The 24472-nt window shown below is 30.9% G+C and carries 23 protein-coding genes; 18 read left to right on the top strand and 5 right to left on the bottom strand.

The window, feature by feature from the left end; genetic code table 11:
• Position 1 precedes the first annotated feature (1 nt).
• Complete coding sequence (locus AJ886_RS06195) at positions 2-1771, top strand: Na/Pi cotransporter family protein (RefSeq protein ID WP_052857920.1); 1770 nt, start codon at positions 2-4, stop codon at positions 1769-1771.
• Here the strand turns inward: AJ886_RS06195 and AJ886_RS06200 are convergent.
• The 5 genes from AJ886_RS06200 to mltG form a co-directional block, all read right to left on the bottom strand.
• On the bottom strand, positions 1768-3576 hold the full coding sequence (locus AJ886_RS06200) for a peptidoglycan D,D-transpeptidase FtsI family protein (protein WP_002870954.1): 1809 nt from the start codon (positions 3574-3576) through the stop codon (positions 1768-1770). The genes AJ886_RS06195 and AJ886_RS06200 overlap by 4 nt on opposite strands.
• Before the next feature lie 6 nt (positions 3577-3582).
• A complete protein-coding gene (fliE, locus tag AJ886_RS06205) occupies positions 3583-3879 on the bottom strand; it encodes a flagellar hook-basal body complex protein FliE (RefSeq protein WP_002856884.1) in 297 nt (98 codons plus the stop codon).
• A 6-nt stretch (positions 3880-3885) separates the two neighbouring features.
• The gene (gene flgC / locus AJ886_RS06210; protein WP_002855235.1) at positions 3886-4380 is read right to left on the bottom strand and encodes a flagellar basal body rod protein FlgC; all 495 of its coding nucleotides are present in this window, start codon (positions 4378-4380) and stop codon (positions 3886-3888) included.
• Between the two features lie 9 nt (positions 4381-4389).
• Positions 4390-4821, bottom strand: a complete 432-nt coding sequence (flgB, locus tag AJ886_RS06215; RefSeq protein WP_002854879.1) for a flagellar basal body rod protein FlgB — start codon at positions 4819-4821, stop codon at positions 4390-4392.
• A 79-nt stretch (positions 4822-4900) separates the two neighbouring features.
• Complete coding sequence (mltG, locus tag AJ886_RS06220; RefSeq protein WP_044778761.1) at positions 4901-5902, bottom strand: endolytic transglycosylase MltG; 1002 nt, start codon at positions 5900-5902, stop codon at positions 4901-4903.
• Here mltG and AJ886_RS06225 point away from each other — a divergent pair.
• The 17 genes from AJ886_RS06225 to AJ886_RS06305 all read left to right on the top strand — a co-directional run bounded on the left by AJ886_RS06225 (position 5817) and on the right by AJ886_RS06305 (position 24450).
• Positions 5817-8387: a DUF3971 domain-containing protein gene (locus AJ886_RS06225; protein WP_070276572.1), complete on the top strand. Its 2571-nt coding sequence runs from the start codon at positions 5817-5819 to the stop codon at positions 8385-8387. The two genes, mltG and AJ886_RS06225, sit on opposite strands and share 86 nt — an antisense overlap.
• A 115-nt stretch (positions 8388-8502) precedes the next feature.
• Positions 8503-10707 (top strand): NADP-dependent isocitrate dehydrogenase, encoded by a 2205-nt coding sequence (locus AJ886_RS06230; protein ID WP_070276570.1) that lies wholly within the window; start codon positions 8503-8505, stop codon positions 10705-10707.
• Complete coding sequence (locus AJ886_RS06235) at positions 10704-11606, top strand: malate dehydrogenase (RefSeq protein ID WP_053872536.1); 903 nt, start codon at positions 10704-10706, stop codon at positions 11604-11606. Before AJ886_RS06230 ends, AJ886_RS06235 begins: the two co-directional genes overlap by 4 nt.
• A complete protein-coding gene (gene sucC / locus AJ886_RS06240) occupies positions 11607-12770 on the top strand; it encodes an ADP-forming succinate--CoA ligase subunit beta (protein ID WP_002855069.1) in 1164 nt (387 codons plus the stop codon). It abuts the gene before it with no gap.
• A gap of 9 nt (positions 12771-12779) precedes the next feature.
• The gene (gene sucD, locus AJ886_RS06245; protein ID WP_044779927.1) at positions 12780-13649 is read left to right on the top strand and encodes a succinate--CoA ligase subunit alpha; all 870 of its coding nucleotides are present in this window, start codon (positions 12780-12782) and stop codon (positions 13647-13649) included.
• Between the two features lie 12 nt (positions 13650-13661).
• Positions 13662-13973 (top strand): 4Fe-4S binding protein, encoded by a 312-nt coding sequence (locus AJ886_RS06250; protein WP_070287401.1) that lies wholly within the window; start codon positions 13662-13664, stop codon positions 13971-13973.
• 8 nt (positions 13974-13981) lie between these two features.
• Entirely contained in the window at positions 13982-15106 is a 1125-nt protein-coding gene (locus tag AJ886_RS06255; RefSeq protein ID WP_070276566.1) for a 2-oxoglutarate synthase subunit alpha, read from the top strand.
• Complete coding sequence (locus tag AJ886_RS06260) at positions 15107-15952, top strand: 2-oxoglutarate ferredoxin oxidoreductase subunit beta (RefSeq protein WP_070240561.1); 846 nt, start codon at positions 15107-15109, stop codon at positions 15950-15952.
• Complete coding sequence (locus AJ886_RS06265) at positions 15949-16506, top strand: 2-oxoacid:acceptor oxidoreductase family protein (protein ID WP_002870949.1); 558 nt, start codon at positions 15949-15951, stop codon at positions 16504-16506. Before AJ886_RS06260 ends, AJ886_RS06265 begins: the two co-directional genes overlap by 4 nt.
• Before the next feature lie 138 nt (positions 16507-16644).
• Positions 16645-16908, top strand: coding sequence for a DUF2018 family protein (locus AJ886_RS06270; protein ID WP_002854834.1), 264 nt, complete (start codon positions 16645-16647; stop codon positions 16906-16908).
• A gap of 2 nt (positions 16909-16910) precedes the next feature.
• On the top strand, positions 16911-17447 hold the full coding sequence (locus AJ886_RS06275; protein ID WP_044778759.1) for a hypothetical protein: 537 nt from the start codon (positions 16911-16913) through the stop codon (positions 17445-17447).
• 13 nt (positions 17448-17460) lie between these two features.
• A complete protein-coding gene (locus tag AJ886_RS06280; protein ID WP_044778758.1) occupies positions 17461-18354 on the top strand; it encodes a hexaprenyl-diphosphate synthase in 894 nt (297 codons plus the stop codon).
• Positions 18354-19652, top strand: a complete 1299-nt coding sequence (hemA, locus tag AJ886_RS06285) for a glutamyl-tRNA reductase (protein WP_070287403.1) — start codon at positions 18354-18356, stop codon at positions 19650-19652. The genes AJ886_RS06280 and hemA overlap by 1 nt, the downstream gene beginning before the upstream one ends.
• Positions 19636-21345 (top strand): proline--tRNA ligase, encoded by a 1710-nt coding sequence (locus AJ886_RS06290; protein WP_083267247.1) that lies wholly within the window; start codon positions 19636-19638, stop codon positions 21343-21345. Before hemA ends, AJ886_RS06290 begins: the two co-directional genes overlap by 17 nt.
• The gene (fxsA, locus tag AJ886_RS06295) at positions 21342-21731 is read left to right on the top strand and encodes an FxsA family membrane protein (protein WP_070287405.1); all 390 of its coding nucleotides are present in this window, start codon (positions 21342-21344) and stop codon (positions 21729-21731) included. The genes AJ886_RS06290 and fxsA overlap by 4 nt, the downstream gene beginning before the upstream one ends.
• On the top strand, positions 21728-22651 hold the full coding sequence (hemC, locus tag AJ886_RS06300; RefSeq protein ID WP_070287406.1) for a hydroxymethylbilane synthase: 924 nt from the start codon (positions 21728-21730) through the stop codon (positions 22649-22651). The genes fxsA and hemC overlap by 4 nt, the downstream gene beginning before the upstream one ends.
• The gene (locus AJ886_RS06305) at positions 22648-24450 is read left to right on the top strand and encodes a menaquinone biosynthesis decarboxylase (protein WP_070287407.1); all 1803 of its coding nucleotides are present in this window, start codon (positions 22648-22650) and stop codon (positions 24448-24450) included. The genes hemC and AJ886_RS06305 overlap by 4 nt, the downstream gene beginning before the upstream one ends.
• The last annotated feature ends 22 nt before the right edge of the window (positions 24451-24472 follow it).

Here is a 24472-nt window from a genome sequence, read left to right on the forward strand (position 1 = left end):
ATTGCAAGAGGAAAGAAATTCTTTAAAATATTTTAAATTTATTTCATGGAGCATTTTTACTTTAGTTCTGATTTTTATTTTAATTCGTTATGACGAGCTTGCCAATCTTTTAGCAGGAGTGGCAATACTTCTTATTGGAATGACTAATTTAGGTATAGGTTTTAAAGCTTTTAGTGGTGGTTTGCTTGAAAAAATTTTAGCAAAGTCAACTGATACAAAGATAAAAAGTATACTTTTTGGTACTTTAAGTACTTTAATTATGCAATCTTCAACTTTAGTTTCTATTATTACGATTTCTTTTTTGAGTGCAGGGCTTATTTCTTTAGGTGCGGGCATAGGGATTATTTTTGGAGCAAATTTAGGAAATACGGCAAGTTCTTGGCTGATTGTTGGTTTGACAAATATTAAAATTTCAATGTTAGCTATCCCACTTTTGATTATTGGAGTATTATTTTTCTTTCAAAAAGATAGTGTATTAAAGGGTTTGGGTAATATTTTTATTGGTATAGGATTTTTCTTTTTGGGTGTGGATTATATTAAAAGTGGTTTTGAAAATTTTAAACATATAATTGATCTTTCTCGCTTTGATTTTGCTGGTTTTAAAGGAGTTTTTGTTTTTTTAGGATTAGGTGCTTTGCTTACAGGAGTTATACAATCAAGCACAGCTACAATGGCTATTATTGTTGCTGCTTTACTTGCTGGACAAATCAGTTTGGAAAATTCCTTAGCAGCAACTTTAGGTACTAGTGTTGGAGGGGTTGTAACGGCTGTTTTAGCTTCTTTAAGTACCAATATTGAAGGAAAGAAATTAGCGTTTGCAAATTGTATTTTTAATTTTGGTATAGCTTTTTTAATAGTGCTTATTTTTCCTTATTTTATACATTTTCTTAATTTTTTATCCATTATATTAAACATAGAAGATATAGCTTTGAAAGTAGCATTATTTCACACTTTGTTTAATTTAATTGGTGTTGTGCTTTTTTCATTCTTTACTCCTCAAATTGTTCTTTTTTTAAATAAGATAGTAAAAGCTCCTAAAGATAAGAATAAAGACAAACCTTTATATCTTGATAGTAGTTTGGTTAAGTTTAGCGACACAGCCATCGAAGCTTTAAGGAAAGAAAGCGAGCATCTTTATAACAATACCTATGCAATTGTTGCTCATGCTATAGGTTTTAGTCGTAAAGATATACAAAGTGATAAAAGTTTTAAAGAAATTTTAGAAAATAAAAGGTGGTTTAGTAAAAATGTGGATTTGGACTATTTGTATCAAACTAGGATAAAGGTTCTTTTTGAAGCTATTATTGATTTTTCAACTAAAGCACAAGTTTATATTAACGATGAAACAAAGAATCATAAAATTTTTACCTTTAAGATGGCAGCTAAAAATTTAGTCGAAACAACTAAAAATTTAAAAATTATCCAAGCAAATATTAAGAAATATTCTAGTTCTTCTAATGAATTTTTGGCTTTAGAGTATAATAAAATTAGATCGAATTTAGGAGAGCTTTTAAGAAGTATCGAAGAGCTTAGAGTGGTTGAAGATCGTGAAAAGCTTTATTTGATTATTAAAAATCTTCAAAAAGGAAAAGAAATTTTAAAAGAAATCGATACTTTAACCTTGAGCAATGTTGAACATCTTATTTCAGTAAGAAAAATCACAACAGCTGAAGGAATTTCAATACTTAATGATACAACTTTTGCTGCTAAGATTGCTGAAGAACTTATAGGTGCTGTTGAGGTGATATTTTCTAAAGATATATCAAACTAGTTGTTTGTGTTAGTTTGGTTATTGTCTTGTATAGGCGTTAGAAATTCTTCATTGATTAAAATATCAACAACATCTTTAAACATAGGCAAAGCACTTTGTGCAGCATAATAACTATAAGGTTTAGTAGGATGTCTTACGAGAACTCCTATGGTATAGGCGTGATTTAAATCATTTGCAAAACCAAAAAAGGATGCATTGTAGCGATTTGAGGTGTAACCTTGTCTTTCGGCTATTCTTGCCGTTCCTGTTTTACCTCCTGCAATAATACCTTGTGTAATTGCCTTTTTTCCTGTTCCTTTTTCTATAACATTTATAAGAACATTTTGCATCGTTTTAGTGGCTTCGCTAGAAAGAATTTTTTCTTTTTTTACATCATTATCAAGATTTGTAAAGCGTCCATTTTGATAGAATTTTTCAGCTAAACGCGGTGTGATATAAAACCCATCATTGTTGAAAACATTATAAGCTGCAAGGAGTTGTATAAAGGTTGTTTTAAGTCCATAACCATAACTTAAAACAGATTTTTCTATATCTCTTAAGCGCTTAGGATTTGGAATTTCTCCTTTTTGTTCATAGGGTAGGTCAATACCACTTTTTTCGCCAAATTTAAATATTTTAAGTCCTGATACGATTTCTATATTGTTAAGTCTTTTAGCAATTTGTATCATGCCTATATTTGAAGAATATCTTATAACTTCCTCCATAGTCATTTTGTCCATTTTGTGATCGTCTTTGATGGTGAAACGTCCTAGCTTATAAGAACCGCCATAAGTATTAATGACTTCATCCATTTTTATTTTACCAAGTCTTAAGGCTGTTGTAAAGATAAAAGGTTTTATAACAGAACCTGCTTCATAGCCGTATTCTATAGCACTTGCATTAAGAACTGATAGATCTTTTCCACGATTTTGCGGGTCATAGCGCCTTGAGCTTGCTAAAGCTAAAATTCTTCCTGTTTTGCTTTCCATTACCCCAACGATGATTTCATTGGCTTTTAAATCCTCATTTCTTTGATCTATAGCTTTTTCTATGCTTTTTTGTAGTTTCAAAGAAAGATTTAAATATAAATCACAACCATTGATCTTTTTTTGCTGTAGTGAATTTAGATTTAAAATAATATTTCCACCTATATCTTTAAGTCCTTGAATTTTTTCATTTTGAACAGGACTTAGACATTCATCGTAGTATTTTTCTAAACCTTTAACTCCTATATTTTTTAAAATTCCACTTTCTGGATCTAATATCATTTTAGTATAACCGATAATAGGAGTAAAAGAATCTTTTGACATGTAAATTCTATCTTCTTCATGTTCGATGATATTTAATCCTCTTGTTTCAACTCTTCCAGAATTATTTGTAAAAGCTTTGAAAAAGCCTTGTATATAAAGTTTTTTAGCAAGGTCTTTAAGGTAGCTTGCTTGCTTGGAATCTAAGTTTTGTAAAAGAACAAAATTATAAGAACGTTTTTTTTGATTTTGCATTCTTTTTTTAATATCTGCTATTTGATCGTTACTTATCCCACTATAAATTTGAAAAAGCTTTAAAAATAGATCAAATTTATCTTTGTTGATACTTCTAAGATCAATTTCAGCACGATAAATTTGTTTAGAACTTGTGATAGTAAAATTATCTTTAGTTATAATCGATCCTCTTAGAGCAAGAGCGTATTGATCTTTTTCAGTGTTAGGTATATGACGTTTTGATGTAAGAAAAAAAGTAGAGCTGATAAAAATAATCATAAACAAAAGTGCCATGCAGTAGGCAAAGGCAACTTTTGAAACCCTATTTTTTTTATATTCTTGCATTAGGGTTTAAATTTGAGTTCTTGTGATTTCTTTATAAGCACTGATCGCTTTATTTCTTACTTCTAGCATAAATTTCATACTGCTTTCAGCTTTAGTGATAGCTATAGCTGCTTGATGTAAATCTTTTACTTGTCCTGTGGCAATGTCTGTCATTGCAGCTTCTCCACTTTCTTGTGCTTTATTTAAATCATCGATTTCATTTTTAAGCATCTTGGCAAATTCATCACCAATTCCTGTGGAATTTTGACTTTTGTTGGTATTTGAAATATTATTATTTAATCTTAAATCATTAATATTGTTCATTTTTTATTATCCTCTTAATAAATCAATCGCACTTTGAGCTATAGTTTTTGCACTTGTAAAAGCACTTACATTGGCTTGATAAGCTCTTGTAGCTTCAATCAAATCTGCCATTTCAATAACAGGATTTACATTTGGATACGCTACATAACCTTCAGCATTTGCATCAGGATGGCTCGGATCATACTTCATACGAAAATCTTTGTCATCTCTGACCACTTTATCCACTACAACACTTTGAATAGCAGGTTTAGCTTCTTCTGGCGAACTTGGATCATTTAAAGGATTTTCATATTTTAAAAAATTATTATCTTTGTTAATTTGCTCATTTAAAAGCTTATCAAAATCTGTTGCTTTAAAGATCACTTCGCGTCTTCTATAAGGCCCACCCTCAGCTGTTCTTGTAGTGTTTGCATTAGCTATATTAGAGCTAATAACATTCATTCTAAAACGTTGAGCACTTAAACCATAACCACTAATATCAAAATCACTTAAGTATGCCATAATTTACCTTTAACTTAATTTAGAGCTTGCGTCAAGTATAGAACTAAAGATATTGCTTTGTCTTCTTAAAACTCCATCAAGAGCTGTTATCATAACTGTATTTTTGCTCATTTCTGTGGTTTCTACATCTAGATCAACAGTATTTGCATCATTTCTTGCTAAATGTCCGTCTCTTAAGTAAATAGTAGATTTACTAGGATCTGGAAATTTCCAAGGTTTTTGATGTCCTTCTTCAGTTACGGCTAATTGCAATTCTTTATTATCATTTTTTTTAAAAATTTCATTTGCACGATTTACCAAAGCTGTTTCAAATTCAATATCTCTTGCTTTATAAAAAGGAGTATCAACATTTGCAAGATTGGCATTGATGAGTTGATTTCTTAGATTTCTACCCGCTAAAGCACCAGTGACTAGTTCTTTTGACTTAAATGGGTTAATCATTTTTTATCCTTTTTATAATTTTTAATATTAGCAAGCAAATACTGTTCCAATTTAATTATTTTGTATAAAAATATCAAAATTATTTTCCTTTTTGTAAATTTATAGCTTTATTGTGATCATCTATATTTGTGTTAAAAATATGAACTCCAGTATTTTTATCACGCACAAAATATAAATAATCTGTTTTTAAAGGAAAAATAGCTGCACGAATAGCAGCTAAAGAAACATTACAAACCGCTTCTTTAGGCAATCCCGTAAATTTATAGGTATTATAAGAGCTATTATCTTGTCTTATTCTTTGTGGGGTAACTTTTACATGGGAGTAAATTCCATAATTTAAAGTTCCATCCATTTGAAGCTTCATACCTTTTTTAAGTCGATTGTAAATTACGCTTGCAACTATAGGCATTTCATTTTCATTGGCAGCTTCTTTTTGTATTACAGAAGCGATGATGATATATTGGTGCCATTTTTTTGGATTATAATCCCCAAAAATTTTCTCAGAAGTTTTTTTATTGGAAATTTCAGCATGATTTAAAAGCATTTGAATGAGTAGATTTTCTGTAATGCCTTTTGGGATTTTATAAGTTTCTGGTAAAAAAACTCCTTCATCATAAGGAGCTTGAGCTTGAAATTCTTTTAAAAGTATATCTTTATCAAGTCCAAGTTGTTTGGCTGCTTGTTCTAAAAAGATTACACTTGTTTCCCCTGGGATAAGAGTAATGGTTTGAAGTGCTGCTTTAGCAATAGTGAGTTTATGTAGAAATTCAGCTCTATTTAAATCTTTTGTACCTATGTTGATCCAGCCTGATTGAGGGTGTCCTAAAAAAAATAAAATATATTTATCAATACTACTCATCTGATATTTATTTTGCTTTAAATATGTTATAATTTGAGAAATTGAACCTTGGGGAATAAATACCACAGAATTGCTTTTTAAAGGCTGAGTTAGATAATAAAAAATCCCCAAAATAAATATCAAAAAGAAGTTGCGTATGAAAAAGAAAATTTTATATATTGTTGTATTTTTTGTTGTGCTTATATTAGCTTTGTTTATAGTGCTTAAAAATGGGATTGTCATCTCTAGTATCCAATTTGATTTTTTAAAATTAGAACAATTATATATTAAATTAGATAAAAAATTAATTGTACGAGCAAAAAATATCACTATAAATGAGACTCAAAATTCCGAAATTTCATCACAAACTCACTCTTCTGATAATGCTTCAACAGAGATTTTAAAAATAACAAAAAATTTAAAATATCTATATACTTTTGTTGAAGAGATTGATATACAAAATTTAAATATAAAAGATAATCATGTGCGTATTTTATTTAAAGATAATGAATTTTTTATAGATAATGATTTATTGTTTTTAAAATTAACATTACAGCGTCAAAATAAAGAACTTATAGCTGGTATTAAAAAACTTTTATTAAAAGATTATGATTTAAATATTGATGGAAATTTAAGTATCAATACTAAGAGCGAGTTTTATTATTTTCAAGGTAGAGCAACTGGAGAATTGCTTGACTTTAACGCAAGTATCTCTTACAAAGATAAAAATTTAGCTTATAAAATAGAAGATTTAAATATTAGAAATATTACGGAAATTTTTAAAAGAGTTAATAAAAGAATAGAACTTCCACAGAGTTTAAATCTTTGGATGGCATATAGGGCTAAGGGAGAATTTTATCATTTAGATTATTTGCAGGGCTTTATAGATTTTACTAAAAATAATTATTATTTAGACAATATTAGCGCATCAGGTTATGTTAATAATGTCAAAGTTCGTTTGGATGATAAAATGAATGCTATTGAAATTCCAAAACTCGATTTAAATTTAAACAAACAAAAGCTTGATTTTGTCTTTAATAAAGCTTTCTATAATGGTGCTGATTTAAGTTCTAGTAAGGTTTATCTATATGATTTATTTGATGAAAAAAAAGCTGGGATTTATTTGCGTATTAAGTCTAATAATCTAAAATTTGACGAAAAACTTGCTAAAGCTTTGGAAGATTATCATTTTTCATTACCTTTTTATCAAAAAAGCGGAAAAATTAAAAGTGATTTAGAGCTTAAAATTGATTTTCATGATAAGGGTGAAATTTTTTATAGTGGTATTTTAGCTTTAGAGAATGCTAGTATTTCTTTGGCTGATTTTAATATTGCAAAAGCATTTGTCAAATTAAATCAAAATAATTTAAATATAGAAAATGCTAGTGTTGAAAATGGCTTTTTAAAAGCTGATTTTAATGCTAAATTTGACTTGCAAAAACAGCAAGGAAATTTCAATACTCAGATTTCAAGGCTTTATTTTGACAATGGGGAGCTTTTAGATTTAAAAAATCAAAATGTAGAAGTAAAATTAGATTATTCGCAAAATGTTAACATTAGCATTCCTCAGTGGAATTTGATTTTAAATTTTAAAGATGGACTTGAGGCTAATCTTAGTAATCCTAAGATTTTATTTTCATTTTCTCCATTGCTTAAAAAGTTTGGGTTTATCGATGCTAAAAATGTTTATTATAAAACTTTAAATTTCGAAGATTTTAATGCAAGCGTTAATGATGCTTATTTTAAAAATAATTTACTTATCAACGGTCAAACTCCTTATGAAAATGATAGCTTTGATATTGTAAAAAATAAAGGCATTATAGAAATTCATACTCAAAGTGATACAGCAAGTGCTAAAATAAGTTCTGATAATAAAGAAATTCATTTGAAAAATTTAAGTTATATTTATAGAAAAGATTCCAACTCTTCAAATTCAACATTTGATATTTCTACTAATACCCAAAATATTAGTTTTGGTGGAGCAAATGTAGCTTTAATTTTGCCAGATTCTAATAAAACTTTGGCTTTTGATAGGGTAGAGGCTGATTTAAAAGGCAATGCTTTGGATCTTAAAGGTTCTAGAGGAAATGCAAAATTTGATCTTTATTATTCTTCTAATGATTTAAATTTAAACGTTAGCAATATTGATGATAATTATTTAAATGAGTTTTTACAAAAACAAGCTGTTCAAGATGGAGTGTTTAACTTAAGTATAAAAGGAAGTGGATTGGAGTATTTTGACGGACAGATCGATTTTAAAAACACTTATGTGAAGGATTTAAAAGGTGTAAATCAGCTTATTTCCTTTATTGATACTGTACCAAGTTTATTGATGTTTAAATCTCCAACTTTTAATCAAAAAGGTTTAAGCTTGCATGATGGAAAGATTATTTTTAATAGGAAAAAAGATCTTTTAAGTGTTTCAGCTATTAATTTAAATGGCGATAGTGTAGATATATATGGTTTAGGATCAGCAAATTTAAGATTAAATACAGTGGATTTTAGTTTAGAGCTTAAAACTTTAAAATCAGCTTCAGAAGCTATATCCAAGGTTCCAATTTTAAATTATGTAATTTTAGGTAAAAATCAAGAAATTAGCACAAACTTAAAAATAGATGGAAGTATAGATGACCCTAAATTTCATACCGAAATTTTAACAGATACCCTAAAAACCCCTTTTAATCTTATTAAAAATATCATACAACTTCCTGCTAATTTACTTAATTAAAAATATTTAAAGTTTGTTTGAAAACTAAAACAAACTTTAAACTTACTCTTGCATTTTTTTTTATTTGTAATATACTTAAAAATGAAAATAAAAATAAGTTTTTAAAGGACTAAAAATGCAAATTACTTATACCTTAACAGATGAGTCCCCAGCTCTTGCGACTTATTCGTTTTTGCCTATAGTGAAAGCTTTTTTAAGTAGAGCGCATATAGAAGTAAAAACCTCGGATATTTCTTTATCTGGAAGGATTTTAGCTACTTTTAGTGAGTATTTAAAAGAGGAACAAAGATGTGAAGATGCTTTAGGGCTTTTAGGCGAGCTTGTCAAAAGATCGGATGCAAATCTTATTAAAACCCCAAATATTTCAGCTTCTATTCCTCAGCTTAAGGCGGCGATTAAAGAATTGCAAGTTAAGGGTTATATGTTACCAAATTACCCAGATGAGCCAAAAAATAATGAAGAATTGCAAATTAAAACAAAATATCAAAAAGTTTTAGGTTCAGCGGTTAATCCTGTATTAAGACAAGGAAATTCAGATCGTCGTTCAACAAAAGCAGTAAAAGACTATGCAAAAAACAATCCTTATCGTGCGGTTGAGTTTAATCCAAACTCAAAAACTCGTGTTTCTTACATGAAAGAAGGGGATTTTTTCTCTAATGAAAAAGCGGTTTTAATCGATCAAGATTGTGTGGCTAATATAGAATTTACAAGTATTGATGGTAAAAATGAAATTTTAAAAGAGGACTTAAAACTTGAAAAAAATGAAATTTTAGACGCTACTTTTATGGATGTGCAAAAACTTCAGGAATTTTATGCAAAAGAAATTAAAGCAAGCAAAGATGATGATGTGCTTTTTTCTTTGCATTTAAAAGCTACAATGATGAAAGTAAGTGATCCTATACTTTTTGGTTATGCGGTAAAAGTATTTTTTAAAGAATTATTTATCGAATTTCAAGATGAATTTGAAAAATTAGGTATTAATCCAAATAATGGTTTAAGTGAGCTTTTAAGTAAGATCGAAAATTCAAGTAAAAAAGATGAAATTTTAAAAAAATACAATGAAATTTTAGCTAAATCTGCAGATATTTCTATGGTAAATTCAGATAAAGGCATTACAAATCTTCATATTCCAAGCGATGTTATTGTTGATGCTTCTATGCCTGCAATGCTTAAAAATGGCGCAAGATTGTGGGATAAGGAAGGTAAGGAAAAGGACACAAATGCCGTAATTCCTGATCAAACTTACGCAACTATTTATGAAGCAGTTATTGAAGATTTGCATAAAAATGGTACTTTAAATCCTTCAAAACTTGGCAGTGTATCTAATGTAGGTTTAATGGCTAAAAAGGCCCAAGAATATGGCTCGCACGATAAAACCTTTGTGGCTAAAGAAGAAGGAGCTTTTAAAATAGTTTCTAACGGTAAAGTTTTATTAGAACATAAGGTTAGAAAAGGTGATATTTATAGAGTTAATCAGGCTAAATTTGATGCGGTGCTAAATTGGATTGATTTAGGTATAGAAAGATCAGAACTTAGTGGAGCCGAAGCTATTTTTTGGTTAGATAGCAAAAGAGCTAGTAATAAAATCATGATAACTTTGGTGCAAAATCGTTTAAAAGAAAAGGGTAGAAATATAGCCATTTTAGCTCCAAAAGAAGCTTGTTTAAGAAGTTTAGAGTTAATCCGAGAAGGTAAAGATGTTATTTCTATCACGGGTAATGTTTTAAGGGATTATTTAACCGATCTTTTTCCTATTTTAGAGCTTGGAACAAGTGCAAAAATGCTTTCTGTTGTGCCTATGTTAAAGGGTGGAGCTATGTTTGAAACAGGAGCAGGGGGTTCAGCACCTAAACAAGTAGAACAATTAGTCGAAGAAAATCATCTGCGTTGGGATAGTTTGGGTGAATTTTTGGCTTTGCAAGCAAGTTTGGAATTTTATGCAAATAAGTGTAGTAATCATAAAGCTAAGGTTTTAGCAGAATGTCTTGATGAGGCTATAGGCGAATGGCTTGAAAATAATAAAGCTCCATCAAGAAAAGTTAAAGAAGATGACAATAGAACAAGTCATTTTTACTTAGCAATGTATTTTGCAAATCATTTAGCAAGACAAGCAAGTGATATGGAGCTTCAAAGCTTTTTTAAAGATATTGCCCTAGAGCTTTCTTCTAATGAAGAAAAAATCAGAGCCGAATTTAATGATGCACAAGGTGTGAAAGTGGATTTGGGTGGATATTATAAATTTGATGATGAAAAAGCAAATAAAATCATGCGTCCAAGTGCAACTTTTAACGCTATTTTAGAAAAAATAGGACAAAGATGAAAATTACTGTTATAGGGGCTGGTAATGTGGGCTCAAGCGTAGCTTATGCTTTGATTTTAAGAGAAATAGCAAATGAAATTGTTTTAGTAGATATCAATGAGGATTTACTTTATGCAAAAGAACTAGAACTTACTCAAAGCATAGCTGCTTTAAATTTAAATATAGATTTACTTTGCACTAAAGATTATACTCATACCAAAAATTCAGATATAGTGCTTTTTAGTGCAGGTTTTGCTAGAAAAGATGGGCAAAGTAGAGAAGAATTGCTTCAGTTGAATACAAACATTATGCTTGATTGCGCTAAAAAAATTAAAGATTTTACAGAAGATCCGCTTTTTATTATTTTAACTAATCCTGTGGATTTTCTACTTAATACTCTTTATGAAAGCGGAATTTTTTCATCAAAGAAAATTATAGCCATGGCGGGAGTTTTAGACAATGCAAGATTTAAGTATGAGCTTGCCAAAAAACTTAATGTCAAAATGTCAAGCGTGGATACAAGACTTATTGGTTTTCATAATGATGATATGGTTTTGGTAAAATCTTACGCAAGTGTTAAAAATAAAAATATAAGCGAATTTTTAAATGAAGAAGAATTTGATGATTTGGAAAATGAAGTTAAAACAGGTGGAGCTAAAGTAATCAAACATCTTAAAACTTCAGCTTATTTAGCCCCTGCTAGTGCTTGCATAAGAATGCTTGAGTCCATAAGAAGTGGCGAGTTTTTACCCATGAGTGTGATTTTACATGGAGAATTTGGAGTGCAAAACAAAGCCTTGGGAGTTATGGCAAGATTAGGACTTGAAGGTGTGATTGAAATCATGAGATTAGATCTTAGTTCACAAGAAAAAGACAAATTGGAAAAATCTTTAATCAAATATCAATATAAAGGAGAATAAATGAACATACATGAGTATCAAGCAAAAGCAATTTTTGCGGATAATGGTATCCCTACCTTAAAGGGAAAAGTTGCATTTAGCGTAGATGAAGCTGTGGCTAATGCTAAAGAATTAGGCGGTAGTGTTTGGGCGGTTAAAGCTCAAATTCATGCAGGAGGCCGTGGTCTTGGTGGTGGTGTTAAAATCGCTAAAAATTTAGATGAGGTAAAAGATTATGCAAGTAAAATTTTAGGAATGAATTTAGTAACTCATCAAACAGGACCTGAAGGTAAGCTCGTGCAAAAACTTTATATAGAAAGTGGCGCTAATATAGTAAAAGAGTATTATTTGGCTATTTTATTTAATAGAATGGCAGAGCAAATTACCATTATCGCTTCAAGTGAAGGAGGGATGGATATAGAAAAAGTAGCCAAAGAAAGTCCTGAAAAAATTGCAAAAGTAGGCATTGATCCACAAATTGGTTTTAAAATGTTTCATGGACTTGAAGTAGCGAGAGTTTTAGGACTTGATAAAGATGAAGGCAAAAAACTCATTTCTATGATAGCTAAACTTTATAAGCTTTACATGGATAAAGATATGAATATGCTTGAAATCAATCCTTTAATTAAAACTGCAGAAGGGGATTTTTATGCCCTTGATGCAAAATGCAGTTTTGATGATAGTGCGCTTTATCGTCATCCTGAAATTGCTGAACTTAGAGATATTACTGAAGAAAATCCTGCTGAAAGAGAAGCGGCTGAATTTGGCTTAAGCTATGTGAAATTAGATGGAGATGTAGCTTGTATGGTAAATGGTGCGGGTCTAGCAATGGCAACTATGGATATTATTAATTATAGTGGTGCAAAACCTGCAAATTTCTTAGATGTAGGCGGGGGAGCTTCTCCTGAAACTGTTGCAAAGGCTTTTGAAATCATTTTAAGAGATAAGAATGTAAAAGTTATATTTATCAATATCTTTGGTGGTATTGTTCGTTGTGATAGGATAGCAAATGGAATTTTAGAAGCTACTAAGAATGTTGAGGTAAATATTCCAATTGTAGTGCGTCTTGATGGCACTAACGCAGCAGAAGCAAAGACAATTTTAGATAATTCAAATCTTAAAAATATCAAAGCAGCAACCAATCTTAAAAATGGTGCAGAGCTTGTAAAAAGTTTAGTAGGATAAGGATAGAAAATGAGTATATTGGTTAATAAAAATACAAAAGTAATAGTTCAAGGTTTTACAGGTAAAGAAGCAACTTTTCACGCTGAGCAATGCATGGCTTATGGTACAAATATAGTTGGAGGTGTCACCCCTCATAAAGGCGGACAAACTCATTTAGGTAAACCAGTTTTTGATACCGTTGTAGATGCGGTTAAAGCAACAAAGGCTGATGTGAGCTTGATCTTTGTACCTGCTTTTGCTGTGGGTGATAGCGTGATTGAAGCAGCTGATGCGGGTATTAAGCTTGCAGTTGTAATCACCGAGCATACGCCTGTAAAAGATATGATGTTTGCTAAGCAATATGCCAATAAAAAGGGTATGAAAATCATTGGACCAAATTGTCCAGGTATTATCACTTCTGAAGAATGCAAATTAGGTATTATGCCAGGTTTTATTTTTAAAAAAGGTTGCGTGGGGCTTATTTCAAAAAGTGGAACTTTAACTTATGAAGCTGCTAATCAGGTAGTTCAAGGTGGTTATGGAATTTCTACTGCAGTAGGAATTGGTGGTGATCCTATCATAGGTCTTGCTTATAAAGAACTTTTAAGTGAATTCCAAAAAGATGATGAAACTAAAGCTATTGTAATGATAGGTGAAATTGGTGGTAGTTTGGAAGTGGAAGCAGCTAAATTTATTAAAGAAAATATTAGCAAACCTGTGGTAGCATTCATTGCAGGCGCAACTGCTCCAAAAGGTAAAAGAATGGGGCATGCAGGTGCCATAGTAGGAAGTGCTGATGAAAGTGCTGCGGCTAAAAAAGAAGCTTTGAAAAGTTACGGAATTCATGTGGTGGATTCTCCGGCTTTAATTGGTGAAGAAATTCAAAAAATATTAGGTTGATAAAGGAAAAACATGAGTATGACAGCTCCAAAAGATACCCCTGTTTGGGTAGATGAGCATAGATGCAAAGCATGTAATATTTGTGTTAGCTATTGCCCCGCTGGGGTTTTAGCTATGCGCAATGATGTGCATGCGGTTTTAGGACAAATGATAGAGGTGGTACACCCTGAATCCTGTATAGGCTGTACCGAGTGTGAGACACATTGCCCTGATTTTGCTATTATGGTGGCAAAAAGAGATGAATTTAAATTTGCCAAACTTACTGCTGAGGCTAAAGATAGAGCTGTAGCCGTAAAAAATAACAAATACAAAAAATTAACATAGGAAAAATAATGAGAGAAGTTATAGCAACAGGTAATGTTTTAATCGCCAAAGCTGCGATTGATTGTGGATGTAAATTTTTTGGAGGCTATCCTATTACCCCTAGTAGTGAGATAGCTCACGAGCTAAGTCATATGCTTCCTGCAAATGATGGAACTTTTATACAAATGGAAGATGAAATTTCAGGTATTAGCGTGGCTATTGGTGCGGCAATGAGTGGAGTAAAATCCATGACTGCAAGTAGCGGTCCAGGAATTTCTTTAAAAGCAGAGCAAATAGGACTTGCATTTATTGCTGAAATTCCACTTGTGATTGTAAATGTTATGAGAGGTGGTCCTTCGACAGGTCTTCCAACTCGTGTAGCACAAGGAGATTTGTTTCAAGCTAAAGCACCAACTCATGGGGATTTTGCAAGTATTGCTATTGCTCCTGCAAGTCTTGAAGAAGCTTATATAGAAACCATTAGAGCGTTTAATTTAGCTGAAAAATATATGACTCCAGTATTTTTGCTTATGGATGAAACTGTAGGGCACATGAATGGTAAAGCGGTTTTACCTGATTTAAAAGATATTAAAGTTTATAACCGTAAAAAATTTGAAGGAGATAAAAAGGATTATAAACCTTATGCAGCAGGAGAAAATGAGCCTGCAACTTTAAATCCTTTCTTTACAGGTTATCGTTATCATGTTACAGGACTTCATCATGGAGATATAGGTTTTCCAACTGAAGATGGAGTCATAGTGAAAAAAAATATGGAAAGACTCATAGGTAAAATTAAAAACAATCAAGAAGATATTTGTTCTTATGAAGAGTATATGCTTGATGATGCTGAATTTTTAATCATTGCTTATGGAAGCGTGAGTCGTTCAGCAAAAGAAGCTATACAAAGATTAAGAGAACAAGGGATTAAAGTGGGACTTTTCCGTCCAATTACTCTTTATCCAGTGGCTGAGAAAAAAATCGCTGAAGTTGTAAGCAAATTTAAAAAAGTAATGGTAAGCGAGCTTAATATGGGGCAATATCTTGAAGAGATTGAAAGAGTAACTTCGCGTCGCGATTTTATTAGCTTGCACCGTGCAAATGGTCGTCCTATCACTCCAAGTGAAATTATTGCTAAGGTAAAGGAGAGTATATAAATGGCTTTTAATTATGATGAATATCTAAGAGTAGATAAAATGCCTACTCAGTGGTGCTGGGGATGTGGCGATGGTGTTGTTTTAAAATGTATTATCCGTGCAATAGAAAAACTTGGTTGGAATATGGATGATGTTTGTCTTGTTTCGGGTATAGGTTGTAGTGGTAGAATGAGTTCTTATGTAAATTGCAATACAGTTCATACAACTCATGGTAGAGCCATAGCTTATGCAACAGGTATTAAATTAGCCAATCCTAGTAAACATGTTATTGTAGTAAGTGGAGATGGGGATACTTTGGCAATTGGTGGAAATCATACCATACATGGTTGTCGTAGAAATATCGATTTAACACATATTGTGATCAATAATTTTATCTATGGACTTACGAATTCTCAAACAAGTCCAACTACTCCAAAAGGTTTTTATACAGTAACAGCTCAATTTGGAAATATTGATCCAAATTTTGATGCGTGTGAATTAACTAAAGCTGCAGGAGCTTCTTTTGTGGCAAGGGGTAATGTGATCGAAGCTAATAAGCTTGAAAATTTAATTTATAAGGCTTTAGCGCATAAGGGTTATAGTTTTGTAGATGTTTTTTCAAATTGTCATATCAATCTAGGTAGAAAAAACAAAATGGGCGAAGCTGTAGCTATGCTTGATTGGATTAAAAATCGCGTTGTGGATAAAGCTAAATTTGAAAGCATGGATTTTGAAGAAAGAAAAGATAAATTTCCAACAGGAATTTTACATGAAGATAATTCTCAGCCAGAATACTGCCGCGCTTATGAAGAAGTACGTCGTGCAGCCAAAGAAAAAAGAATGGTGGATTTAGGAGCTTTAAAATGAAATATCAATTAAGATTTGGCGGTGAAGGCGGACAAGGTGTTATCACTGCAGGAGAAATTTTAGCAGAAGCAGCCATTAAAGAAGGCCGTCAAGCTTTTAAGGCTTCAACTTATACTTCACAAGTACGTGGCGGTCCTACTAAAGTGGATATTATCATTGATGATAAAGAAATTTTATTTCCTTATGCTGTAGAAGGGGAGATAGACTTTATGCTTTCGACTGCAGATAAGGGCTATAAAGGTTTTCGTGGCGGTGTAAAAGAAGGAGGCATCATAGTTGTAGAGCCAAATTTGGTGCATCCTGAAAGTGAAGATTATAAAAAATGGCAAATTTTTGAAATTCCTATTATTACCATAGCTAAAGATGAGGTAGGAAATGTGGCTACTCAATCAGTTGTAGCACTTGCAATTGCTGCTTATATGAGCAAATGTATAGATTTAGATGTTTTAAAGGAAACTATGCTTCATATGGTTCCTGCAAAAACTCGTGATGCAAATGCTAAAGCTTTTGATTTGGGTGTAAAATACGCCACTCAAGCAAAACCACATTCATAATAAATTCCGCACCATGCGGAATTTAACTTCTAAAATTTTACATATTGCAAATAAAATTTAAATTTTAATTATTTTAATTTAGCTACTTTTAACGATTAAAATTTTATAATCAAAAACTTATATTTTCAAGGAAAATTAATGGATTTTTTTGATGAAATGTTTAATAAAACTCCAAAAGAAAAATTTATAGAAATTATACAAAATGGAAATTTAGGAGCCTTAGAAAAAGTTTTTGAGGAATTTTTTGCTGATCATATTGCCATGGTAGAACTTTTAGAAAAACAAGGTTTAACAGAAATGGATGTAAAAAATTTCATATTAGAAAATGGTGATTTTATAGAAGAAAGGCAAAATGATATTTATATAGAATTAGGCGCAAAAATTTTAGGACACGAAGGCTAAAATTGTTTAAAATAAGCCCTTGTTTAATTTGTATTTTTTTTATTTTTAGCAATGTTTTAGCATCTGAACCAACTTTTGATTATACTTATAAATTTATACTTAAAAAAGATGAGAGAGCTAGTGTGCAGATTAAAGAAATAGGCTATGAAGATAAGGTGCAAAATTTTGATTTTTATTGGACTTTGTTTGATAATACTAATATCATCGTACATTCGAAATTTCGCAAATATCCGCGTCAATTTGTGATGAGTTTAAGAAGAAATTTGGATTGGGTAACTCAAACTTTAATACCTGATTATACTAATCCACATATTGATAGAGCAAGACTGATTTTAGAATTTAGTGCTTATAATAAAGGTTTGGCAACTTTTACGGTTTATATAGAAGATAAGGAATCTCGCTTAATGGTAGAATTTTTAGATCCAAGAAAAAAAGCTTTACAAAATCCACCGCAAAATAATCAGGTTGTTCCTATGATTAATTTTAACGAACCTCAGGTAAAACCATTAACAAGCAAAGAAAATAATAATAGTAATTAACAAGGAAAAGATAGTGCAAAAAATAGATGAATTAATAAAACAGTTTTTACAAGAGCTTGGCTATGAACCTATTTTAAATATGCTTTCAAATGTAAAATCAGGAAAAAAATTACGTTCTAAATTATTATTAGCTATCGCAGATGAGAGTGAGATTGCTTTTAAAATTTGCGCAGCTATAGAATTGATACATCTTGCTAGTTTGTTACATGATGATATTATTGATGAGAGTGAGTTAAGACGTGGAGCAAGATCTGTTAATGCTGAATTTGGTACAAAAAATGCTCTTATGTTGGGCGATATTTTGTATTCCAAAGCCTTTTATGAATTAAGCAAAATGGATGCTAGATTTGCAAGTATTATTTCAGATGCTGTTGTAAAGCTTGCTATAGGCGAACTTATGGATGTTGATTTGGGAGAGAAATTTAATATCAATAAAGAAGCTTATTTGAAAATGATTTATAATAAAACAGCTGTTTTGATCGAAGCAAGTGCGAGATGCGGAGCTATTTTGGCTGGATTATATGAAAAAGATTTTGCAGAATATGGTAAAAATTTAGGACTCGCTTTTCAGATGATTGATGATATTTTAGATATTAAGAGCGATGAAAAAATTCTTGGAAAACCTGCTATGAATGATTTTAAAGAGGGTAAAACTACCTTACCCTATATTTATCTTTATGAAAATTTGCAAGAACAAGATAGGACATATTTGCAGACTTTATTTAAAAAAGATTTAAATGAAAATGAAAAAGAATGGTTAAAAACTAAATTTGAAGAACAAAAAGCTTTGGAAAAAGCTATTTTGAAAGCTAAAACTTATGCAAAAAAGGCTAGTAAAGCGATTGAAAAATATGATAATAACAAGCTTAATGATATTATTAAAGCTATGATAGATAGGGAATTTTAATGTATTATTGTATATCTTTTACTCATAAAAATACAGATATTACCTTAAGAGAAAAGTTAAGCTTTTCCAATGAAGCTAAAAAAAGTGAGTTTTTAAAAGTCATTAGTACTCATGAAAATATTGAAGAATGTTTGGTTATAAGCACTTGCAATCGTGTTGAAATTGTTGCTTTTGTAAAAATGGCCTGTGCGGAGTTTATTGTTAAATCTTTGGCTTTGCTTTGTGATGTGGATAAAGATATTTTACTTGAAAAAGCTGATATTTTTGAAGATAGTGGAGCAATCCACCATCTTTTTTCCGTAGCAAGTTCTTTGGATAGTTTGGTGGTTGGAGAAACTCAGATAGCGGGGCAATTAAAAGATGCCTTTGCTTTTGCTGTAAAAAATAATTTTTGCGGAGTACATCTTTCAAGAGCGGTACATAGTGCTTTTAAATGTGCTGCTAAGGTACGCAATGAAACTCAAATTTCTAAAAATCCTATTTCTGTAGCTAGCGTTGCCGTAGCAAAAGCAAAAGAACTTGCAGATTTAACGCAAAAAAAAGCTGTTGTTATTGGAGCTGGAGAGATGGGAGAACTTGCGGCAAAACATTTAATTGCTGCTGGTGCTAAAGTGATTATTTTAAATCGTGACTTGCAAAAAGCTAAAGATTTGTGTGAGAGACTTGGTGTTTTAAGCGAATATGATAGTTTAGAAAATTTAAAAAAATATTTAAATCAATATGAGTTTTTTTTCTCAGCTACTAATGCACCAAATGCTATTATTACAAATTCTTTAATAGAAGAACTTCCTTACAAAAGGTATTTTTTTGATATTGCAGTTCCAAGGGATATTGATATCAATGAAAATGAAAATATATCTGTTTTTGCTGTAGATGATCTTGAGATTGTAGTTCAAAAAAATTTAGCACTAAGAGAACAAGAAGCTCGCATGGCTTATGGGATAATAGGCCGTGAAACAAGTGAATTTTTTAGGTATTTAAACGATTTGGCTTTGATGCCTATTATCAAAGCTATACGCTTGCAAGCTAAAGAATATGCAGATAAACAACTTGAAATTGCGTTAAAAAAAGGATACTTGAAAAAATCCGACAAAGAAGAGGCTAGAAAGTTGATTCATCAAGTTTTTAAGGCTTTTTTACACACACCTACTGTAAATTTGAAGCATTTACAAGGTAAAATGCAAAGCGATACAGTGATTAAAGCTATGCGTTATGTTTTTGATTTGCAAAATAATCTTGAAGGTTTAAATCAATATAAATGTGAATTTGATATGGAGAATAATGATGAGATTTACTAAATTTTATGCACCAAGCTTAAAAGAAGCGCCAAAAGATGCGAGTTTACCTAGTCATATTTTTTTAACGCGTGCAGGTTTTGTAGAACAAATTGGTAGCGGACTTTATAATTTCTTGCCTTTGGGAAAAAGAGTTTTAGACAAGATTAAAAATATAGTTAAAGAAGAAATGGATAAGGCTGGAGCACAAGAAGTAAATCTTAGTTTTATCACTCCTGCAAGTTTGTGGCAAGAAAGTGGGCGTTATAATGTTTTTGGAAAAGAGCTTTTGCGTTTTAAAGACAGAAAAGAAAATGAATTTGTTTTAGGTCCAACACATGAAGAAGCTATGCTTTCTTTGGTAAAAAACAAAATCACAAGCTATAAACAACTTCCTTTGCATTTATATCAAATTGGACTTAAATTTCGTGATGAAGCAAGACCTAGATTTGGGCTTTTAAGATGTCGTGAATTTTTAATGAAAGATGGATACAGTTTTCATGCTAATGAAGAAGATTTAGGGCGTGAGTTTGAGCTTATGTATAAAACTTATTCTCAAATTTTACAAAGAATGGGGCTTGATTTTAGAGCAGTTGAAGCTGATAGTGGGGCTATTGGTGGAAGTGGTTCTAAGGAATTTATGGTTTTAGCAAAAAATGGGGAAGATGATATTTTAATTTGTGAAAATTGTGATTATGCGGCTAATGTTGAAGCTGCAAAAAGAGCTAAAAAAACTTGTCAAGATGAGCGTCCTGAAGCAAATTATGCAAGTAAATTTCACACTCCAAATATTAAAACTATAGATTCTTTAGCACAATTTTTTAAAATCAATGCTTTTTATACGATTAAAGCAGTGGTAAAAAAAGCTATTTACGAAAATGAAAGCAAATTAGTTGTGTTTTTTATAAGAGGAAGTGATGATTTGCAAGAAATCAAGGCACAAAATGCTTGTAGTGCTCTTGAACTAGTTGATGCGAGCGAAGAAGAATTAGAAAAAGCTGGTTTGGTAGCCGGTTTTATAGGTTTTGTGGGATTAAAAGATATAGATTTTTATATAGATTTTGAGCTTGAAAACGAAAAGCAAATGATTATAGGTGCAAATGAAAAAGATTATCATTTAATCGGTATTGATGTTGTAAATTTAAACAAAGATCGTTTTAAAGATTTGATTGAAGTTAAAGAAGGGGATTGCTGTGCTAAATGTGGAGCAAAATTAAAACAAAGCAAAGGTATAGAAGTAGGGCATATTTTTAAACTAGGGCAAAAATATTCCAAAGCGATGAATGCAAATTTTTTAGATGAAAATGGCAAAAGTCAGCCTTTTTATATGGGATGTTACGGCATAGGTGTTTCACGCTTGTTGGCTGTAGCTATTGAAGCAAGTCATGATGAAAAAGGATGTATTTGGAATAAAACTTTAGCTCCTTTTGTGCTTGAAATTATTGTTTCAAATCTCAAAGATGAAAAGGCTTTAGAATTTGCTAATAAGCTTTATGAGGATTTAACCAATCTTGGATTAGAAGTATTGCTTGATGATAGAAATGAGCGTTTTGGGGTCAAAATGAATGATTTTGAACTTATGGGTTTTCCTTATGCGTTAGTTATTGGTAAAGGATTAGAAAATAATGAAATAGAGTTTATCCAAAGAGAAGGTTTAGTAAAGGAACTTATAAAAACTGATGAACTTATGGAAATTCTTAAAAAGAAAGTGTTATGAATTATAAATTAAGTTTAAGCCCTTTATTTGTACTTGAAATTATTGCAAGTATATTTTTTATAGTGTTTTTTGGTTTTGGTAATTTTTTGTTTTTCATACTTTTGAGTATGATTTTTGGTGCGGTTTTATTGGGAATTTTTTGGAAAAATATGCTTGAATTTCAAATGGGTGGCTTAAAGGGTATGTTAACACAATTTTCTTTTGTTATCGCAGGGTTTTTACTTGTTGTTCCAGGGATTATTACAAGTGTTTTTGGAATTTTTGTATTTTTCTTTGGTATTGCTTTGAAAATAATGACTAAATCAAAATATCAATACACTAAGCAAGAGTATCAAAATTCTAATGAAGAAATCATTGATGTTGAAATTATAGAGGATAGAAAATGAAGCTTATTATCGCAACAAGAAAAAGTCAATTAGCTCTTTGGCAAAGTGAACATGTAGCCCAAATTTTAAAAAATACACATCAAATTGAAGTGCTTTTAGAAGGTTTTAAAACAAAAGGTGATGTTTTGCTAGATTCTCCTTTGGCAAAAATTGGCGGCAAAGGACTTTTTACAAAAGAACTTGAAGAAAGTATGCTAAGAAAAGAAGCACATTTGGCGGTGCATAGTTTAAAAGATGTGCCTAGTTTTTTTCCTCAAGGTTTAGTTTTGGCAGCGGTAAGTAAAAGAGAGCAAAGTAATGATGCCATGCTAAGTCAAAATTATAAAGATTTTCTTTCTTTGCCAAAAGGTGCAAAAATAGGCACTACTAGTCTTAGACGTAAAATGCAGCTTTTATTGTTAAGACCTGATTTAGAGATTATTTCTTTGCGTGGTAATGTTAATTCTCGTATAGAGAAATTAAAAAATAATGATTTTGATGCGATTATTTTGGCAATGGCGGGAATTAAACGCTTAAACTTAGATAAGCAAGTGAATTTTGTTTATGAATTTAGCAAGGATGAACTAATCCCTGCAGCCTCTCAAGGAGCTTTAGGTATAGAAAGTATAAATGATGAAAAAATTTTAGAACTTTTAAAATGTTTAAATGATGAAAATGCTTTGATTGAAACAAGCATTGAAAGAGAATTTATTGCTACTTTAGAAGGGGGTTGTCAAGTTCCTATAGGTATTAACGCAGAGCTTTTAGGAAATGAAATTTGTGTGCGTGCAGTGCTTGGACTACCCGATGGAAGAGAAATTTTAAAAGATAAAAGAATGATTAAAAAAGATGATTTTAAAGGTTTTGGAGAGAGTTTGGCTAAGGAGTTTATTGCTAAAGGTGCTAAAGAACTTTTAAAAAAAGCTGAGAGCATGCTATGAAAGAATTTATTCAAATTTTAAAAGAAAATGATCTTTTAAGGGTAATTGAAGAGCCTGTAGATGTAGATCTTGAAATCGCTCATTTAGCCTATATAGAAGCTAAAAAAGGAGAAAAAGGTAAGGCTTTATTGTTTAAAAATCCTATAGATAAAAAATTAAATAAACAATATAAATTTCCTGTTTTGATGAATACTTTTTGCAATGAAAAGGCTTTAAATTTAGCTTTTGGACGTGATTATGAAGAGGTGGCTGAAGAAATTTCAAAACTCATCAAGCTTCATATTCCTACGAGTTTTAAAGCAAAAATGGATTTTTTTATGAATTTGTTAAGTTTTAAAAATATTCCTCCTAAAAGACTGAAAAAAAATAAAGCCTTGTATGATTATGAAATTTTAAACTCACTTGAAGAACTTCCCATACTAAAAACTTGGGAAGATGATGCGGGTAAATTTATTACCATGGGGCAAGTTTATACACAAAATTTAGATAAAACTCAAAATAATCTTGGAATGTATCGTTTGCAAATGAGTGATAAAAATGAACTTTTAATACATTGGCAAATTCATAAAGATGGGGCAAATTTTTATCACGAATACAAAAATGCTGGTTTTAAAAAAATGCCTGTAAGTATAGCCATAGGTGGAGATCCGCTTTATATTTGGTGTTCTCAAGCACCTTTACCTAAGGGAATTTTTGAACTTTTACTTTATGGTTTTATTAAAAAAACTCCTGTAAAACTTACTCCTTGTGAAAATGGTATTTTTGTACCTTATGATAGTGATGTGGTTATTGAAGGTTATGTGGATTTAGAAGAGTTTAAAATCGAAGGTCCTTTTGGAGATCATACGGGTTTTTATACTCCTGCTGAACTTTTTCCTGTGATGAAAGTAGAAAAAATTTATGCTAAAAAAGATGCGATCTACCAAGCAACGGTTGTAGGAAAGCCTCCTTTAGAAGATAAGATCATGGGGCTTGGTACTGAAAGAATTTTTTTACCCTTGCTTCAAACTTCAGTACCTGATTTAATTGATTATAATATGCCTGAAAATGGGGTCTTTCATAATCTTATCTTAGCAAAAATCGATGCAAAATATCCCGCTCATGCGCAACAAATTATGCATGCATTTTGGGGAGTAGGGCAAATGAGTTTTGTTAAACATGCAATTTTTGTGGATAAAAATGCACCTTCTTTGAAAGATTATGATGCTTTAATTCCTTATATGTTAGATCGTTTTAATACAAAGAAAATTTTAATTTCAGAAGGAATTTGTGATCAATTAGATCATGCTTCACCTAATTCTTGTTTTGGGGGTAAAGCAGGACTTGATGCTTGCGAAGAAATACAAGTTGAAGAGCTTGAAATTTTAGAAGATGAAAAATTACTAGAACTTTTTAAAACTAAGGTAGAACTTTTAAATTTAAAGCAATTTTATAAAGAAAGTAAAAGTCCTATAGTTTGTATTTTGCTTGATAAAAAAGAAAAAATCGAACAAAGTTTTGACAAACTTTTAGAATTTAAAAAACATTTTAGGATTTTAGTGTTTTTAGATGCTGAAAATAAGCTTGAAAATTCTTATATGCTTGTTTGGCGTGTGGTAAATAATATAGATGCTAAAAGAGATATTTTTATCAAAGAAGAAAGACTTGGAGTAGATGCAAGTGCTAAAGGTGAAGCTGAGGGTTATTTAAGAGCTTGGCCTAAGCAAACAGATTGCACTAAAAGCGTGATAGAAGATTTGATCTTGCGTAATATTTTAGAAAATAATCCAGATCTTTTTAATAAATTTGAAATTTTTTAAGATAATTGAGATTTATTTTAAA

Source organism: Campylobacter sp. BCW_6465 (genome assembly GCF_001762815.1).
GTDB lineage: Bacteria > Campylobacterota > Campylobacteria > Campylobacterales > Campylobacteraceae > Campylobacter_D > Campylobacter_D jejuni.

Bases quoted from the DNA above. Each gene is read 5' to 3' on its own strand.
- AJ886_RS06200 (WP_002870954.1), bottom strand. From the start codon at position 3,576: ATGCAAGAATATAAAAAAAATAGGGTTTCAAAAGTTGCCTTTGCCTAC.
- fliE (WP_002856884.1), bottom strand. From the start codon at position 3,879: ATGAACAATATTAATGATTTAAGATTAAATAATAATATTTCAAATACC.
- flgC (WP_002855235.1), bottom strand. From the start codon at position 4,380: ATGGCATACTTAAGTGATTTTGATATTAGTGGTTATGGTTTAAGTGCT.
- flgB (WP_002854879.1), bottom strand. From the start codon at position 4,821: ATGATTAACCCATTTAAGTCAAAAGAACTAGTCACTGGTGCTTTAGCG.
- AJ886_RS06225 (WP_070276572.1), top strand. From the start codon at position 5,817: ATGAAAAAGAAAATTTTATATATTGTTGTATTTTTTGTTGTGCTTATA.
- mltG (WP_044778761.1), bottom strand. From the start codon at position 5,902: ATGACAATCCCATTTTTAAGCACTATAAACAAAGCTAATATAAGCACA.
- AJ886_RS06230 (WP_070276570.1), top strand. From the start codon at position 8,503: ATGCAAATTACTTATACCTTAACAGATGAGTCCCCAGCTCTTGCGACT.
- AJ886_RS06235 (WP_053872536.1), top strand. From the start codon at position 10,704: ATGAAAATTACTGTTATAGGGGCTGGTAATGTGGGCTCAAGCGTAGCT.
- sucC (WP_002855069.1), top strand. From the start codon at position 11,607: ATGAACATACATGAGTATCAAGCAAAAGCAATTTTTGCGGATAATGGT.
- sucD (WP_044779927.1), top strand. From the start codon at position 12,780: ATGAGTATATTGGTTAATAAAAATACAAAAGTAATAGTTCAAGGTTTT.
- AJ886_RS06250 (WP_070287401.1), top strand. From the start codon at position 13,662: ATGAGTATGACAGCTCCAAAAGATACCCCTGTTTGGGTAGATGAGCAT.
- AJ886_RS06255 (WP_070276566.1), top strand. From the start codon at position 13,982: ATGAGAGAAGTTATAGCAACAGGTAATGTTTTAATCGCCAAAGCTGCG.
- AJ886_RS06260 (WP_070240561.1), top strand. From the start codon at position 15,107: ATGGCTTTTAATTATGATGAATATCTAAGAGTAGATAAAATGCCTACT.
- AJ886_RS06265 (WP_002870949.1), top strand. From the start codon at position 15,949: ATGAAATATCAATTAAGATTTGGCGGTGAAGGCGGACAAGGTGTTATC.
- AJ886_RS06270 (WP_002854834.1), top strand. From the start codon at position 16,645: ATGGATTTTTTTGATGAAATGTTTAATAAAACTCCAAAAGAAAAATTT.
- hemA (WP_070287403.1), top strand. From the start codon at position 18,354: ATGTATTATTGTATATCTTTTACTCATAAAAATACAGATATTACCTTA.
- AJ886_RS06290 (WP_083267247.1), top strand. From the start codon at position 19,636: ATGATGAGATTTACTAAATTTTATGCACCAAGCTTAAAAGAAGCGCCA.
- fxsA (WP_070287405.1), top strand. From the start codon at position 21,342: ATGAATTATAAATTAAGTTTAAGCCCTTTATTTGTACTTGAAATTATT.
- hemC (WP_070287406.1), top strand. From the start codon at position 21,728: ATGAAGCTTATTATCGCAACAAGAAAAAGTCAATTAGCTCTTTGGCAA.
- AJ886_RS06305 (WP_070287407.1), top strand. From the start codon at position 22,648: ATGAAAGAATTTATTCAAATTTTAAAAGAAAATGATCTTTTAAGGGTA.